Annotated in this window: 16 protein-coding genes; 12 read left to right on the top strand and 4 right to left on the bottom strand. The window is 45.9% G+C overall.

Annotated features, from left to right (window positions below; all coding sequences use genetic code 11):
- The first annotated feature begins 2 nt into the window (after positions 1-2).
- From HY811_05420 to HY811_05390, 7 genes are all read left to right on the top strand, one after another.
- Positions 3-638 (top strand): energy-coupling factor ABC transporter permease, encoded by a 636-nt coding sequence (locus tag HY811_05420; protein ID MBI4834239.1) that lies wholly within the window; start codon positions 3-5, stop codon positions 636-638.
- 15 nt (positions 639-653) lie between these two features.
- Entirely contained in the window at positions 654-947 is a 294-nt protein-coding gene (locus tag HY811_05415) for a PDGLE domain-containing protein (protein ID MBI4834238.1), read from the top strand.
- Positions 948-991: 44 nt separating this feature from the next.
- Positions 992-1,753 carry a cobalt ECF transporter T component CbiQ gene (gene cbiQ / locus HY811_05410; protein MBI4834237.1) on the top strand — a complete coding sequence of 254 codons (762 nt, stop codon included), beginning with the start codon at positions 992-994 and terminating at the stop codon, positions 1,751-1,753.
- A gap of 5 nt (positions 1,754-1,758) precedes the next feature.
- Positions 1,759-2,457 carry an ABC transporter ATP-binding protein gene (locus HY811_05405; protein ID MBI4834236.1) on the top strand — a complete coding sequence of 233 codons (699 nt, stop codon included), beginning with the start codon at positions 1,759-1,761 and terminating at the stop codon, positions 2,455-2,457.
- Between the two features lie 46 nt (positions 2,458-2,503).
- The gene (locus HY811_05400) at positions 2,504-3,109 is read left to right on the top strand and encodes a hypothetical protein (protein MBI4834235.1); all 606 of its coding nucleotides are present in this window, start codon (positions 2,504-2,506) and stop codon (positions 3,107-3,109) included.
- Positions 3,084-3,581 (top strand): winged helix-turn-helix domain-containing protein, encoded by a 498-nt coding sequence (locus HY811_05395; protein ID MBI4834234.1) that lies wholly within the window; start codon positions 3,084-3,086, stop codon positions 3,579-3,581. The genes HY811_05400 and HY811_05395 overlap by 26 nt, the downstream gene beginning before the upstream one ends.
- Positions 3,582-3,958: 377 nt before the next feature.
- Positions 3,959-4,723, top strand: a complete 765-nt coding sequence (locus HY811_05390) for a hypothetical protein (GenBank protein MBI4834233.1) — start codon at positions 3,959-3,961, stop codon at positions 4,721-4,723.
- Positions 4,724-4,734: 11 nt separating this feature from the next.
- On the opposite strand, the gene HY811_05385 is transcribed toward HY811_05390, so the two are convergent.
- The 4 genes from HY811_05385 to HY811_05370 form a co-directional block, all read right to left on the bottom strand.
- A complete protein-coding gene (locus HY811_05385) occupies positions 4,735-5,235 on the bottom strand; it encodes a ferritin family protein (GenBank protein ID MBI4834232.1) in 501 nt (166 codons plus the stop codon).
- Between the two features lie 14 nt (positions 5,236-5,249).
- Positions 5,250-5,822, bottom strand: coding sequence for a rubrerythrin family protein (locus HY811_05380; protein MBI4834231.1), 573 nt, complete (start codon positions 5,820-5,822; stop codon positions 5,250-5,252).
- Positions 5,823-5,900: 78 nt separating this feature from the next.
- Positions 5,901-7,328: a transcription termination factor Rho gene (gene rho / locus HY811_05375; GenBank protein ID MBI4834230.1), complete on the bottom strand. Its 1,428-nt coding sequence runs from the start codon at positions 7,326-7,328 to the stop codon at positions 5,901-5,903.
- A gap of 4 nt (positions 7,329-7,332) precedes the next feature.
- On the bottom strand, positions 7,333-7,929 hold the full coding sequence (locus HY811_05370; protein ID MBI4834229.1) for a dephospho-CoA kinase: 597 nt from the start codon (positions 7,927-7,929) through the stop codon (positions 7,333-7,335).
- A gap of 158 nt (positions 7,930-8,087) precedes the next feature.
- On the opposite strand from HY811_05370, the gene HY811_05365 reads away from it, so the two are divergent.
- The 5 genes from HY811_05365 (at position 8,088) to HY811_05345 (ending at position 13,825) form a co-directional block, all read left to right on the top strand.
- Complete coding sequence (locus tag HY811_05365; GenBank protein MBI4834228.1) at positions 8,088-9,338, top strand: hypothetical protein; 1,251 nt, start codon at positions 8,088-8,090, stop codon at positions 9,336-9,338.
- 10 nt (positions 9,339-9,348) lie between these two features.
- Positions 9,349-10,641: a hypothetical protein gene (locus tag HY811_05360; GenBank protein MBI4834227.1), complete on the top strand. Its 1,293-nt coding sequence runs from the start codon at positions 9,349-9,351 to the stop codon at positions 10,639-10,641.
- On the top strand, positions 10,635-11,387 hold the full coding sequence (gene tatC / locus HY811_05355) for a twin-arginine translocase subunit TatC (protein ID MBI4834226.1): 753 nt from the start codon (positions 10,635-10,637) through the stop codon (positions 11,385-11,387). The genes HY811_05360 and tatC overlap by 7 nt, the downstream gene beginning before the upstream one ends.
- A 105-nt stretch (positions 11,388-11,492) precedes the next feature.
- Positions 11,493-12,560, top strand: a complete 1,068-nt coding sequence (locus tag HY811_05350) for an argininosuccinate synthase (GenBank protein MBI4834225.1) — start codon at positions 11,493-11,495, stop codon at positions 12,558-12,560.
- Positions 12,557-13,825, top strand: a complete 1,269-nt coding sequence (locus tag HY811_05345; GenBank protein ID MBI4834224.1) for a competence/damage-inducible protein A — start codon at positions 12,557-12,559, stop codon at positions 13,823-13,825. Before HY811_05350 ends, HY811_05345 begins: the two co-directional genes overlap by 4 nt.
- Positions 13,826-13,829: the final 4 nt, after the last annotated feature.

Raw genomic sequence — 13,829 nt, 5'->3', positions numbered from 1 at the left:
ATATGCATATACCGGATGGATTTTTAGATACCAAGACGTGGGCATCGTTAAGCGCCGTGTCAGCCGGCTTTGTCGCGTTGAGTGTTGTCCGCGCCAACCGAAAACTCGGGGAAAAGCACGTTCCGCTGATGGGGATTATGTCCGCCTTTATCTTTTCCACCCAGATGCTTAACTTCCCGGTGGCCGGAGGCACCTCGGGCCATTTTATGGGTGCGGTTCTGGCCGCCGTGCTCCTGGGGCCGTTTGCCGGAACGCTTATAATGTCCATTGTCCTGGTTGTCCAGTGCCTGATGTTTGCCGACGGCGGCATCACCGCGCTCGGCGCCAATATATTTAATATGGGCGTCGTCGGTTCGTTATCGGGATATCTTATCTACTTTTTACTTTCTTCTGTCATAAAAGGCAAACCCGGCAAACTTATCGGGGTGTTTGTCGCCAGCTGGGCTTCCATCGTTTTGGCGTCCGGAGCCTGCGCTTTGGAGCTGGCTTTTTCCGGCACTATTGCCTTAAATATCGCCCTGCCTGCGATGGCCGGAGTCCACATGATTATCGGCATCGGCGAGGCACTCATAACCACTGCGGTGCTGACGCTTATTTTGGCGGTCCGTCCTGACCTTTTAGAATTAACAAAAATATAATATAGGAGAATGCTTATGAAAAAAATAATTGTTATAGGATTGATTGTTTCGCTGGTTCTGGCCATACTTTTATCGCCGTTTGCGTCATCTTCTCCGGACGGATTGGAGAAAGTCGGCGAGGACAAAGGCTTCATAGAAAAAGCCCATTCTTTTCTGACCGGCTTGATACCGGATTACGTATTCCCGGGCGTGAGCGACGAGAAAATTGCCACGGCTATTGCCGGAGGACTGGGCGTCTTAGTCGTATTCGGGATAACCTATTTATTGATGCTAGTAATTAGCAAGAGAGATAAAAGCAAACAGGTTTAGCGGCCTAATCGCTAAATCCGTTTACATAAATTATGGAATATCATTTGATTGATACTTATAGCAAACGGGATAGTTTGCTGCACCGGCTTGACCCGAGAACGAAAATAATCGTGTTTCTCGGGTTTGTCATAATGGTTGTCCTGACGCCGCCCAAGCAGTTCATAACCTTTAGCCAGTATGGTCTGCTTATTCTGGGGCTGGTTATTCTCAGCCGCATTCCGGTATGGTTTTATATAAGCAGAGCATTGCTGGTCATCCCATTTGTCCTAATGATTGTTATCTTCGTGCCTTTCCTCAAGGAGGGCCAACCCGCCTTTCGGATAGACCTCTGGTTTATCCATGCCCAAGTTACCTACGAAGGACTGATGGTCTGCTGGAATGTCCTGGTCAAATCGGTCTCTTCGGTTTTGCTAATAACACTGCTGGTGGCGACTACGCCGTTTAATGATATCCTGCACGGTCTTGCGCACCTGCGGGTCCCGCGTGTCCTGATAACCATGGTCTCGTTTATGTATCGCTATCTCTTTGTCCTGCTGGACGAAACCGAGCGGATGCAGCACGCGCGGCTGAGCCGCTGGTTCGGCGGCTATCTCCTGAGGCAGATAAAGGTCATCGGCAATATGATAGGACTGCTTTTTATCCGGTCTTACGAGCGGTCGGAACGTATTTACGCCTCCATGCTGGCGCGCGGATTTGACGGCTCTATCAGGCGCATAGACAACCTGAAGTTCCGCGCCGCCGACGCCGTGTTCGCAGCGGTAATAGTTGCGTTATTAACAATTATATGGGAAACCTATAATTTGTAATTTATATGATAAGCATAAAAGAACTTGTATTCAAATATCCCGACGGGCATCTGGCACTGGACGGGATAAACCTGTCCGTAAGTGCGGGCGAATCGGTCGGCATTATCGGCTCTAACGGTGCGGGCAAATCCACGCTCTTACTTCACCTTAACGGCACGCTTCGGCCGACAACTGGGACGATTTCAATCTCCAGCCTACCGGTAGATGACCGCAATATCCGGGCTATCCGCCGGAAAGTCGGCATGGTATTCCAGGACCCGGATGACCAGCTCTTTATGCCCACTGTGTTTGAAGACATTGCTTTCGGGTTATTAAACCTCGGCCTTCCTGAAAATGAGGTCAGGAAAAAGACAGATGCCATTCTCAATCGGTTTGGCATGTCCGCTTATGCCGATAAAATGCCGCATCACATGAGCCTTGGCGAGAAGAAAAAGATAGCCTTGGCGGGTATTTTAGTGCTGGAGCCTGAAATAATCGTCTTTGACGAACCGACCGCCAATCTTGACCCGCACAGCCGCAAAGATTTTATAGAGATATTGAAAGGACTTAAGCAAACCAGGATAATTGCCAGCCATAATCTGGAGATGATAGCCAGAGTTACCCAACGGGTAATAGTTATCAATAAAGGGAAAATTATAGCTGATGGTCCGGCCAAAGATATTGTTTCCGATACCGCCCTATTAGAAACTAATGGGCTAATGTAATTCCGTTAGAGGCGGGTATGCCATACTGAATTAATGAATACTGAATATGGAAGATAATCGTACCGACGAACAGTTAGTCGAATCGTTCTACAAAGGAGATAAATCATCGCTGGAAATCCTGCTTAACCGCTATTCCACCATCATCCTCGGCTACCTCTGTGGTATCAGCCTATTCGTTAAAGATAAATCGTTCTTAGATGATGTCCGCCAGCAAGTCCTTATGACTATCTGGAATGAGTTAAACCAGAAAAAACTTACGGAGTTAACACCCGGAGCATTCAATAAATGGGTTTATAAAATCACCTATTTCGCCTGCCTCAATGCGGATAAGAAGCACCGCAGGGAAAAGAAAACCACCTCGGAGATTTTCACTAAAGAAGATACAAACTTAGTGGATGTCCTTTATGCACAAACCACGCCGACCACCTCGGATTATGAAGATGTTGCCGAACAATTAAAAGACGCCTCTTCCAAATTGGACGATGAAGAGCTGGAACTGATGCAATTAGTCAGCCAAAAGGTGGAATATATAGATATTGTCAAAAAGGAGAGATTCAAACAATATTCTGTTGACGCTCTTAAACAGAAAGTTTATAATATCAGAAAGAGATTGAAAGGGATAAAACATGAAGACGGTAAAGACAAAAAATAATACCTGCGCGAAGTATGAATTAGCCATCACTAACTATGTCATGGGCGAGAAAATTGATATCCCGCAGGAGGAGCTATTCAATCATTTAGCCAAATGCAAAAATTGCCAGGATGACTTAAGGAATTGGCGGGCGACTTATGCCACCATGTGCGCCAGGGAATACGATTCCAAACCCGAAGTAAAACAACGTAACGAAGCCTTTATTAAAGGTCTGGTTTACGGTCAGGCGTCCAACAAGGAACGAGGCAAGGTTGACCTTGACAATGCTATCGGCGATACCGCCGGAAAGATATGGAGATTCCTCAATGAGCACGGCCCGACCAGTTTGGCCGAACTGCCGGAAAAGGTAAAAGCCGAGCCGTATATAACTATCTTATCTACCGGCTGGCTGAAACGGGAAAACAAGGTCTATTTCGACCAGTCAAAAATACCGCCTCATGTTGGAGTAATTAAAGAAAACGGTGCAGTGTAGATACAAGCCACGCTCTCTATTCTTTTCGGATACGTGCCATAATCCTTTCAGATACGTGTCCTAATCCTTTCAGATACGTGCCCTAATCTCTTCAGCTACGTGCCGGTATTCTTTCAGCGTGTCTCAGGGTGGATTTCAGCGTGTGGACGGGTAGATTTAGGCATAGTATCGGTATTCTTTCAGCGTGCCTCAGGGTAGATTTCAGCTACGGGTCGGTATCCCTTAAGCTACGTGCCGGTATCCCACAGGGTGGTAGGGGGTAAGATACCCCCCACCCCTAGAGCGGGGGGAGGGGTTCCTAACTGCCATATAAATAACAGGATGGAAACGCCTCATTTTCGTGGGCGTTTTTGGCTCCCTATGCTATATTATCTGATATGGAACTGCCAATCCTCTCTAAAATCAAGATAGCCGTCTTTATTCCGGAAGAACCGCCCAGGGAATATCTGGAAAAATGGCGCGATTCCATGAAAAAAGCCGCCCCCAAAATGCGCCTCAACCTTAAAAAGGCGATTAGCGGAATAGGCGACTACTCCCAAAAGATTGCCAAGTCTACTATAAAAGAATTTATTGAATTGCTTAATCAGGGTTACCTGACTAAAACCGGCAAGAAATATGAGCAGATTATTAATAAGATGCTAACGGAGATAAAAAAGAGCCACCGAAAATACGCGGGGAAAACCAAGAAGGCATTTGCGCGTGTAGGCTCGCAAAGGGCAAGCCGTTTTATAGAAACAATTGATGACAAGGCATATATCGTTGCCTTAAGGCAGAGCCAATTAGTTTTACCCTTTAGCGGATACAAGGATATTATCAGGGGAGCCGGGCCTTTTGCCGCGCGGTGGTTAAGCGGAGATTCGGCGGTGATGAAACTGATGACTAAACAGGATAATTGCTACGGCACGAAACCGGTATCAATAACCAAGCCGGAAAAGTCAGGTGAATTCAGGAATAAATTCGTCCAGCAAATCTCCAAATCCGGAGCGCGTATTGTGCAATACAATTACAGCCCTGAAATCATCCGCCAGGAAAACAAGGCGATTAATGAATTAGTTAATCAATGCTCAACCAAAGGCTTTAAGGTTAGCATTGACTTTAGTACCGAGAATAACTTGTTGTATCTTGCAATTGAGGTGAGTTAGGAGTAGATTTATTACGGACCGAGATGGACTGCTTCGTCGGTTAGGTGCATCATCTCTTTTAAGTCGCGTGCCCGGCTGATTATTTCCACCTCGTTCTCCAAAATATGATAGTGGCTGTTTTCCATCTTCGCGATATACCTTAAAATGATGCTTGCCTGAGGATCTTTCATCTTGCCGATGAGCATGGTGTAAAAATTTTCCGCGTCCAGCTCGGCTTTCATGGCTGATTTTAGCAAGACCGATACAGTCGTTTTGCCTTTCTGGGTGATTGGCCTGGGAACGAGCGAATCCGGCGGCTTGGAAAGCCTTACCCCATTTGCCTTTTTATGGTAAATATCGGCCAGAATCCTGCGGTGCTTTTGCTCCTCGCCGACCAGGAACGATAGTTTTTCTTTTAGAGCCGGATTCTTTATCGCGTTCTTTATTTTTTTGTAATAAGAGGCGGCTTCTATTTCGGACATTATGGCAATCCCTAAGACTTCCAGTGCGCTTAAGTGCTTTGCGTAGGGCATACTAACCTTCTTTCTTAATACTGTTCGCTCAAAACCTCGTAATAGGCCTGCGGATGGCTGCAAGCCGGGCAGGTTTTCGGGGCTTCCGTGCCTTCATGGATGAATCCGCAATTGCGGCATATCCACTTGACCGGTTTCGCCTTTTTAAAGACCGTGCCGTCCGTGACGTTTTTAAGGAGTGTCCGGTAACGCTGTTCGTGGTGGCTTTCCACCTTGGCAATCTGGTTAAAGGCGCGGGCGATTTCCGGGAAGCATTCTTCCTTGGCAATCTTTTCCGCTTCCGGATAGAGCGTGCCCCACTCCATCTTTTCACCGTCTGCCGCGGCTTTGAGATTATCTTTGGTCGTGCCGATAACTCCGGCCGGATAAGACGCGGTTATTTCCGTATCACCGCCTTCCAGGAATTTAAAGAATACCTTGGCATGCTCTTTTTCATTCTCCGCGGTTTCCAGGAATAAAGCGGCAATTTGTTCATAGCCTTCTTTCCGGGCAACCCCGGCAAAATAGGTGTAGCGGTTGCGCGCCTGCGATTCTCCGGCAAATGAGGCTAATACGTTCTTTTCCGTCTTCGTGCCTTTCAGCTTCATATTAATATGTTCCTTTTATATTCTTGATTATACCCACGCGCCACTATCGGGTACGGGGTTTTTCGCTCTGCAAGAGCTTCAAACTTTGAATTTCATCAGGAATTCGGCGTTGGTTTTGGTTTTCCTGATATTTTCAATCAGCCATTCCATGGCGTCCATGGGATTCTTCTTTTCGCTTAAGAGGCCTTTCCTCAGCATCCAGACCCTGCGGAGTTCTTCCGGATCGAGCAACAGCTCTTCTTTCCTGGTGCCGGACATGGTGATATCGATTGCCGGGAAGATGCGCCGGTCTGCCATGGGGCGGTCCAGATGGACTTCCATGTTGCCGGTGCCTTTGAATTCTTCGAAGATTACTTCATCCATCTTGCTGCCGGTATCAACCAGTGCCGTGCCGAGGATGGTAAGGCTTCCTCCTTCTTCGATTTTACGGGCGGCGCCGAAGAATTTTTTGGGTCCCTGCAAGGCGCCGGAATCAATACCGCCGGTCATTATCTTGCCACTGTGGGGGGCCAATGTGTTATAAGCCCTTCCCAGACGGGTAATTGAATCCAGGAGTATGACCACATCTTTTCCGTATTCGACCAGCCTTTTGGCTTTTTCCGAGACCATTTCCGCTACCTGGAGGTGGCGGCTGGTCGGTTCGTCAAAGCAGGAGCTGATGACTTCGCCCTTGACCGAGCGTTCCATATCGGTCACTTCTTCCGGGCGTTCGTCAATCAGCAACACAATCATATAAACTTCTGGGTGGTTGGTGGTGATGCTGTTGGCGATTTTCTGCAGGAACACGGTTTTCCCTGTCCTGGGCGCGGCGACGATTAATCCGCGCTGTCCCTTGCCGATGGGCGTGATTAAGTCCATGATGCGCATGGATATTTCATCCGGCCTGGTTTCCAGTATCAGGCGCTCGTGCGGATGGAGAGGAGTTAACTCTTCAAAGAATACTTTTTCGAATAGTTTTTCCGGATTTTCGTAGTTGGTTGCCTCTACTTTGAGGAGAGCGAAGTATTTTTCGCCTTCTTTGGGAGGCCGGATTTGGCCGGAGACAACGAGCCCTGTTTTCATGTTGAACCGCCTGATTTGGGAAGGAGATACATATATATCATCCGGGCTGGGCAGGTAATTATACCTGGGTGAGCGTAGGAACCCGAATCCTTCTGGGAGAATTTCCAGCACACCTTCCCCGTAGAGCATTCCATTCTGGCTGACTTTTTCCTTGAGTATTTTGAATATTAACTCCTGTTTTTTAAGGCCGCTATATTCAGGGACGTTTTCCCTTTTAGCGGTTTTAAGCAGTTCTTCCATGGTCATGCTTTGGAGTTTTGTCAGGTAAAGCTCGCCTTTTTTGATTTCCTCATACTTGGTGTCTTCGGTTGGCGCAGGAGGCGGCGGGGGAGAGGGAGGGAGAATTTCTTTGATTTCTTTAATTTCTGATGGCTTTGCTTTAGATTTTAACTTTGTTTCGGCGGTTTCCGATGTTTTGGCTTCTTTCGGGGTTCTTGGAACCATAGGTTTAGCTCCTTTCAGATATTTGTTTAATAATTTGTAAAACTTGTTGTTTGGTGTTGTTTAAATCACCTTGATTGTAGATGATGAATCCCGATTTTTTTCTCTTGGTTGAAAGGGAAGCCTGGAATTTTTCGCGCCGGGCTAATTCTGATTTCGACCAATTTCTCATCACAACTCTTTTTAAACGTGTTTTATAAGGGGCGTCTACAAAAACAAGGTAGTCGCATATTTTATACAGCCCTTTTTCCATTAAAAGCGCCGCATCCAGTATGACCATTCCTTTTTTATAAGCTTTTATCTGTTTTTTTATTTCTTTCCGGATAAGCGGGTGGACTAAATTATTTAAGTTCGCGATATTTTTCTTGTCAAGGAAACATTGCCTGCCCAGATACTGGCGGTTAACCCGGTTGGACTTGCTTATTACTCCTTTGCCGAAACAACTAACTAATTTTTTTTGTATCCCGCGGAGACTCAAAACGGCATGTCCGATTTTATCCGCATCGATTATTTTTGCGCCGGCCTTTTTGAATAATCTGGCGACCGTGCTTTTGCCGCTGCCTATACCTCCGGAAATCCCTATGATTATTATTTTTTTTCGCACTTACCTGAAGAACTAACCATTAAATGCAGGATATATATCTCCACTGAAGAGGTTTTAGAGATGTCCTGACTTATTTATCGTTGTTACTGTAGTTTAAAATCAAATCAGTGTCAAGTATTTTATTGACAAATTTAAATAATAAATTTAATATGGCTGCCATGAGAGATTCAAATCTAAAGGACAATTCAGGCATCGCCAATTTCGTGGTGGTGATATTGGTAATGGTTGCTTGTATCGGAATCGTCACTTCTTACATCATAACCGGGCGCACCCTGATAATAATAGAAAATATCAAGGAAAAAGAAGCGGAGACCAAAATCGTCGAGAAACGCAAGGGGAATTATACGGAAGATATCCTGAAAATGTCGCCCTATATTACCGAAATCAGCCAATACGGTATGGTCGTGGATAAGGAAAAAGTGCGCAAGCTTTTGGAAGATAAAATAAAGTTATATAATTTGCAATCCAATATTACAAGTGAGGAGCAAATCGGGGGCGAAGATTCGACCCTTGAGGATATTATCGGGATAGTGGGGATTAAAGTGACTTCATCCTACCTTGGGGTGAATTTGGCCGAATCAGGCAAGGTTTCTGCCGAGGCGCGTTACCGTAAATTTACGGAAACTCGCGATAAAATCGACGAGTATAAAAAATCCGAAATCGATGATATTTCCGCCAAGAAAAATCAGGTTTCCGCAATCGAAACCAATGAAAACGTCAATTATAACACCCGGATTGACGAATTGAACCGTAAAAGAAACGAATTAACGGCGGTACGTGACAAGAAAATAGCCGAATTGCAGGAGGAACGCAGGAAAATAGAATATAAAATACAGTTGACCAAGCAGGAAATAGAATCCAATTCTTCAAGAGGAGCGGTTAACCGTGATATCATTGAAATCCAGGGGAAAATCATTAACCCGGCGGTCAAGGATTGGTACGCTTTCGTAAACCTGGGGGAAAAAGATAACTTAAAGCTCGGAATGAAATTCAGGGTATTCCGGCGTGATAAAAACGGCAAGAGAAAATGGAAAGGGTTGGTTGAGGTTAAAAAGATTTTCGAAACATACAGCCAGGTTTCCATCAATAAGTTAGAAGATGAGTTGGATCCGATTCTGGAAGGGGATTATATCACCAATGTTTTCTACCGTCCGAACAAAACGCTTTATGTCGCATTAATAGGCAGTATTGAACGGGATATGTTCCATTATAACCTGGAGCAAATCAAGCGCAAATTAAACAGCCTGGGTGTGGTGGTGGAAACAGAGGTTTCTTTGATGACGGATTTTGCAATCCTGGGCCGGAACTATGAGATATTACCCACCTATGAAACCATGAGGCTCTTGAATATCCCTTACCTGGAAAACAAGGAAGCGGAAGAAAGCGTGACGTTTTATCTAAGCGATTGAGATATGAATTATGGCGCGTAAAGTAATAAAAAAGAAAATCCGCAAAGAAGCAACCGGGTTATACATCAGTATTGTCTGCGGGTTGATTATCATAATTACCGGGATAGTCATTTATTCCGGCATAAAAGAGCGCGAAGAGGTCGAAAAGAAGCTTGAACAGGCAATAAATAAAAAATCGGTTTCAGTTGCCGAATGTTCCACCGAAGAAAACATGTTATTGTTGCTTTCCCGGATGGTCGGCTGGCGGGAAGAGGGTAAGTGGCGTAAGATAAAAGGCGGCTGGACCAATAAAGCCAAGCTAAGGGATCATCTTAACTGGTGGGTGGCGTACCTTAAGGAAAATCATAAGCTGGAAAAATACGATTCCTGGCCGGAAGAAGAATCATCCATGGGGAGCCTGGATAAATACCTGACAATCGATAAGCTTATCGTCGAACTTGAGCAGATTGTCAAGAACAACGAAACGAAGGAAACCAGCGCCGTTTCCGAACGAGATTCCGCCCGCAAACAGAAGCTGCAGGTAATCCAGGAAGTGAGCCAGTTGTGGGAAAGCAAAAACGCTGAAATAAACGCCCAGATCGAATCGGTTATTACTACTTTGAACAGGATTAAGGGTATTATAGACCAGGGAGAGTCGGATCTCCAAAGCCGTGTGCGTGAAATCAAGAGTATTGCGCAGGAACTGAGCTTTAATACAAAGAAGGAAGAACAGGATATTATCGGGCTTACCCAGCAGCTGGTAGAAGCCCAGGATCGCCTGGATAAAATAAGGCAGAAAATACGCCTTAACAGGGAAACGGTTGAGGTGGATGGAGAAGTCATTTTCTCTGATTTTACCAACGGTTATGTTTACGTTAATCTCGGCAAAAAGAATGCGGTGCTCGACGGAATGGAGTTTGATGTATTCAATATCGAAAAAGGCGGCATGCATATGAATAAAGGCAAGGTAAAGATTTTCAAGTCGTACGATACCTATTGCGAAGCGTCGGTAATTGAAGGCACTTTTGATCCCAATGTTCCCATGAAAGTCGGCGATATGGTTAGCAGCCAGATTTACAGCCGGACTAAGTCAAAGGTTTTTGGGTTTGCCGGCAAACCGATTGGGCGGTATACCCAGGCTGATTTAACCAAGAAAATACAGGATTTCGGCGGGACAGTGTTGGAAGAAATTGTTCCTGAAATAAATTACCTGATAATCGGCGAAGGATATGCCCAGGATAAGAATTTTGATTTATCCAAACAATTTGGCGCATTAATCATTAGGGAAAAGGAACTCTACGGTATCTTAGGGCTTACATGGTAGATGTAGTGCAGGAAAAACGCCTGACATTAGGCGAACACCTCAGGGAACTTAGGGCCCGTCTTATTTGTTTCAGCATATTTTTCCTGGCGTTTTTCATTACCTCATTTTTCTTCCAGGAGCAAATCTTCCAGATAATCTGGTGGCCGCATCATGAGGCGATGAGTGCGCTTAAATTGCCCGCCGATTTGTTCGCGCTTGAATACCCGGAAACGATGCTGGTCTTTCTTAAGGTCAATTTTATCGTTGCCTTGGTTTTTTCTTCTCCGTTTGGGTTGTGGCAGGCGTGGCGTTTTATCGGTGCGGGACTCTACCCGCGCGAGCGGAAATATGTCCTGCCGTATTTATTGCTTTCGTTGGTTTTGTTTATTACAGGCGTTCTTTTCGGGTATTTTTATTTAATCCCAACTGCTTTCCAATTCCTGGCCGGTTACGGCGGCAGCGAGCATATAAAAATGATGATAACTCTGGGGGATTACCTTTCGTTGTTTGTAATCCTTACATTGGCTTTCGGCGTGAGTTTTGAATTGCCCGTGGTCATGCTTTTCTTTTCAGCCATAGGGCTGGCTTCGACCAGTTTTTACATCCGCAAGTTAAGATTAGCCATCGTGCTTATATTCATTTTTGCCGCGGTTATTACGCCGACCAGCGATCCCTTTACCATGACTTTTCTGGCTTTGCCTCTTGTCGGGTTATACGGATTGGGGATTTTCCTGTCATTTCTAATCAAGAGGAAAAATAAGGTGTGAATATCGGGATGCTTCTTATAAAAACGGCTGATTAAGTGAAATAATAATTGGACAATTGATTAAAAGTTGTTATGATATACAAGATTTAATTAAAAGGTAAATGCGATGAGTAAGAAGGTTGTTTTAGCGTATTCCGGCGGGATTGATACGGTGATTTGCATCCACTGGCTGCAGGAAAGGGGATATGAGGTTATTCCCGTCCTAGCGCAGGTGGGGCAGGGATATCACCTGGAACCAAAAGGGGAGAAGGCACTGGGTATCGGTGCGGCAACGGTCCATATCTGCGATGTGCGCAACCGGTTTGCCAAAGAGTTTATCCTGCCTTTAATCAAGGCGGATGCCACCTATGAATCAAGATATTTTCTTTCTTCCGCGCTTAGCCGCCCGTTGATAGCCGAGGAACTCGTCCGGGTTGCCGAGGAGGAAAATTGTTCCGTCATCGCGCACGGTGCGCGGTCCATCGGCAATGAGCATATAAGGTTTAATAAATCTATTTTTGCCCTGGCGCCGGATGTCGAAATATTAACCCCCATGAAAGAACTAGACTTAAAAACCGTGGCGGAAGACCTGGATTATGCCAAGAAAAACAAACTTCCTGCCGACCATGTCAGGCATACGTTTTATAATATCGAGGAAAATATTTGGGGTGTTAATATCCAGTTGCAGGCGGTTAAGGATTCGGCCCATGAATCTCCGCGAGATACATATATTATCACCACTCCTTTGCCGGAAACGCCGGATAAACCCACGCTGGTTGAAATAGGTTTTGCCAACGGTGAGCCGGTTACGCTGGATGGCGATAATATCGAGCTTTTGGATATGATTAACCTGCTTAATAAAATAGCCGGCCGCAATGCTGTCGGCCGGACAGAGATGATAGAAAATAAAATCACGGGGGAAAAATCTTACGAAATCCATGAAGAGCCGTCCGCCACTGTTTTATATGCCGCGCACCGGGCGCTGGAAGAGCTGATATTATACAAGGAACTTATGCATTTCAAAACCGCGCTTTCCCAAAAATACGGCGAGTTGGTTTACAACGGCTTGTGGTTCAGCGCGCTCAGGAAAGGACTGGCTCAGTTTTTTGAGCATGTCCAGCAGCCGATGAACGGCGTGGTAAAACTTAAATTATACAAAGGTAATGTATCGGTTGTAGAAAGGAAAGCCCGATGAAAGCAGAAATAATCAATACCGGCACCGAGTTGTTCTTTGACGAAATTACCAACATCAATTTGGCTTATCTTTCCAACCGGTTGGTGGAAATCGGCTATGAACCGGTTTTTCATACGACTGTGCCGGATAACCTTGACCATCTGATTTCCGCATTGCATACGGCTTTGAAGCGGGCGGATTTAATCATCGTTACAGGCGGCTTAGGCCCCACTTCCGACGACCTGACCCGTTTTGCCGTTTCGCTTGCCACCAAGCGCGAACTGTGCTTTAACGCGCTTGCTTATAAGACAGTTACTTCATTTTTTGATAAGCTTAAAATACCCGTTCCGCCGATTAACCGTATACAGGCTAAAATACCGGATGGCGCCAGCGTGATACCCAACTGCGTCGGCACCGCCCCGGGTTTCTGGCTCAAAATGAAAGGTAAAATAATCATTGCGCTGCCCGGCGTGCCTCTGGAATTAAAAGATATGTGCCGGCGTAACCTTACGAGGATATTATCGTTTTATTCCCCGAAAGCCAGGACATTGCTTTCCGACAAGTTTTTACTCTTTGGTATTTCCGAATCTCATCTTCAGGAACATATTAATAATCTGGAATTGCCGGAAGAGATTGTTCCGAGCATGACCGCGGCGAATAATGGGGTGATATCATTGCGCCTTTTTATCTCAAAACCGGTGAAGAGTTCTGCCTCTTATGAGGCATCCGCCAAACTTCTTAACCGCGCAGTCAGCATGACTAAAGGCGTTTTGGGCAAGGTGATTTTCGGGATTGATGAAGATACCCTTGAAGGCGTTGTTGCCCGGATGCTGATTGACCGCAGGCGTTCGCTTTCGGTTGCCGAATCCTGCACCGGCGGCTTGTTGAGCCACAAGCTGACCAAGATTTCCGGCGTTTCTAAAGTGTTTAAGGAAGGCATGGTTTGTTACAGCAACGAAAGTAAGATAAACCGCTTGGCTATTCCCAGACGGATTATTAACCGTTACGGCGCTGTTTCGGAAGAAGTGGCTTCCTTGATGGCGCGCAATATCGCACGCCTGACTAAATCCAATTTAGGGGTTGGAGTTACCGGCATTGCCGGGCCGGATGGCGGCACGCCGGAAAAACCGGTCGGGCTGGTTTATATCGCCATAAACTCCGGAGCCAGAAGCACCGCAGACCGCGTATTGCATTACCGGTTTTTCGGCCCGCGCATTATGATTCAGGAGCGCTCGGCCGCTACCGCACTTAACCTACTTAGATTAAGATTGCTACAATTACCCTAAAGGC

It is taken from the genome of Planctomycetota bacterium (assembly GCA_016207825.1).
GTDB lineage: Bacteria > Planctomycetota > MHYJ01 > JACQXL01 > JACQZI01 > JACQZI01.
This window is presented reverse-complemented; position numbering and strand designations above follow the sequence as displayed.

Coding starts and splice junctions, on each gene's coding strand:
- HY811_05420 (MBI4834239.1), top strand. CDS start 3: ATGCATATACCGGATGGATTTTTAGATACCAAGACGTGGGCATCGTTA.
- HY811_05385 (MBI4834232.1), bottom strand. CDS start 5,235: ATGCCCTACGCAAAGCACTTAAGCGCACTGGAAGTCTTAGGGATTGCC.
- HY811_05405 (MBI4834236.1), top strand. CDS start 1,759: ATGATAAGCATAAAAGAACTTGTATTCAAATATCCCGACGGGCATCTG.
- HY811_05390 (MBI4834233.1), top strand. CDS start 3,959: ATGGAACTGCCAATCCTCTCTAAAATCAAGATAGCCGTCTTTATTCCG.
- HY811_05400 (MBI4834235.1), top strand. CDS start 2,504: ATGGAAGATAATCGTACCGACGAACAGTTAGTCGAATCGTTCTACAAA.
- HY811_05365 (MBI4834228.1), top strand. CDS start 8,088: ATGAGAGATTCAAATCTAAAGGACAATTCAGGCATCGCCAATTTCGTG.
- HY811_05395 (MBI4834234.1), top strand. CDS start 3,084: ATGAAGACGGTAAAGACAAAAAATAATACCTGCGCGAAGTATGAATTA.
- rho (MBI4834230.1), bottom strand. CDS start 7,328: ATGGTTCCAAGAACCCCGAAAGAAGCCAAAACATCGGAAACCGCCGAA.
- HY811_05345 (MBI4834224.1), top strand. CDS start 12,557: ATGAAAGCAGAAATAATCAATACCGGCACCGAGTTGTTCTTTGACGAA.
- HY811_05380 (MBI4834231.1), bottom strand. CDS start 5,822: ATGAAGCTGAAAGGCACGAAGACGGAAAAGAACGTATTAGCCTCATTT.
- HY811_05415 (MBI4834238.1), top strand. CDS start 654: ATGAAAAAAATAATTGTTATAGGATTGATTGTTTCGCTGGTTCTGGCC.
- tatC (MBI4834226.1), top strand. CDS start 10,635: ATGGTAGATGTAGTGCAGGAAAAACGCCTGACATTAGGCGAACACCTC.
- HY811_05350 (MBI4834225.1), top strand. CDS start 11,493: ATGAGTAAGAAGGTTGTTTTAGCGTATTCCGGCGGGATTGATACGGTG.
- HY811_05360 (MBI4834227.1), top strand. CDS start 9,349: ATGGCGCGTAAAGTAATAAAAAAGAAAATCCGCAAAGAAGCAACCGGG.